Below are 1,387 nucleotides of genomic sequence, written 5' to 3' on the forward strand. Positions count from 1 at the left end.
AGAACCTATGACCGCAGGAATTCTATCTGGACGTCGAGTGGTCAAGCCTTTTGGGTTAAATGGTGGTGAAGCGGGTGCTTTGGGAAAAAATTATGTGGAACGGAAGGATGGAACGCTTGAGGAGTTGGGTAGTACTGGGGTAGTGGAAATGAATACAGGTGATGTGTTTGTGATTGAGACCCCTGGGGGAGGGGGATATGGTTTGGAGAGTGGTGATAGTGAATCCTAATCGGTAGGAGGCGAATGCGATGTTCCTTTGGAACCGCTTCGCGATCGCATTTGGGCTAAGCCAAGAGGATAAATGCTGACCTTATTCATGCAGCATTTATCCTAAACAAAGCTAACCTAACAATTAACTTAGGTTCAGACCTAAGTAGGTAGATTACCAACAAACATCGGTAACCGAGGATTAAAGAATCCCAAGGTATGGGCTACTTGGAAATCTCAACGGTCTAGAAGGTTAATGGTTAGACCAGTAGCAGCACCTTTGACCGCATTATCTACCACGGAGCCATTATCAATGATCACGCCAGTGACAACACTAGCAGCAGCGCCAAACCCTACATCTTGAACTACACTCCCGGCACTGTTACGGCGAGCTCTAGTTCTATTGCGCTTAGTAGCATTGACAGCAGCACCAGCAGCAGCGCCATTGGCACTATTACCAATCAATGAGCCGTTGTCAGTTAATTCTCCAACTACCGCACCAGCAGCAGCACCAATACCGATATCTCTTAGTAAATCACCAGCAGCTGCCGGTGCAGCAGGTAGTAGTGTTGCGCCTACAAAACCGGTTGTGATCAGTCCTGGTAGTAGAGCACCGAAAATTCCTTTCATCTTTGTGTCCTCTAAATTGAGCAATCGAGCTACTGCTGATACTTTTAACCCGGACAAATCGTGACATCTTCGAGATCTGGGATATCTTCCGAGTCAGAAAAGCTGAGTACTACATCCCCAACTGCATTGAGGAAGGTGTTATCCCACATCGCCTTTCGGCAAAGCCGACGCTACGCGAACAGGAAAATCCCGACGGCTCCATTAAAATCTCTGGGGATCTCATAACCGCAATGTGGACACAAAAAATTCTTAGAACTACCAAGTTTTCTATGAATATGGCCACATTTTGTGCAAGTTTTAGATGTGTATTCTTCAGTTATTCTCACTAACTTGGAACCATAACGGTTACACAAGTGTTCCAATATTTGAGAGAACTGATAAAATCCCCAGGTCATCATCGCTCTAGCTGTTTTAGTCTTTAACTTTCGCTTCTTTCGTGGAACCATTTGTGATGTGTTAAAAGTTGGTAAAACAATCACATCGTAGTTCCTTGCTAAATAGGAAGCTACTTGTTTGTGTAGTTCAGCTCTAAGATTTTTAATCCTAGTCC

General features: G+C 44.8%; 3 protein-coding genes. 1 reads left to right on the top strand and 2 read right to left on the bottom strand.

The features are described 5' to 3' along the window. Positions 1–229 (top strand): hydantoinase B/oxoprolinase family protein (locus tag F6K49_RS49335; RefSeq protein WP_293110072.1); only part of this gene is annotated, 229 nt, incomplete at its 5' end. Positions 230–444: 215 nt separating this feature from the next. On the opposite strand, the gene F6K49_RS49340 is transcribed toward F6K49_RS49335, so the two are convergent. Continuing rightward, positions 445–837, bottom strand: coding sequence for a hypothetical protein (locus tag F6K49_RS49340; RefSeq protein ID WP_293110074.1), 393 nt, complete (start codon positions 835–837; stop codon positions 445–447). A 170-nt stretch (positions 838–1,007) separates the two neighbouring features. Further along, on the bottom strand, positions 1,008–1,387 hold a 380-nt coding region (locus tag F6K49_RS49345; protein ID WP_293110076.1), incomplete at its 5' end, for a transposase.

Source organism: Moorena sp. SIO3I6, assembly GCF_010672095.1.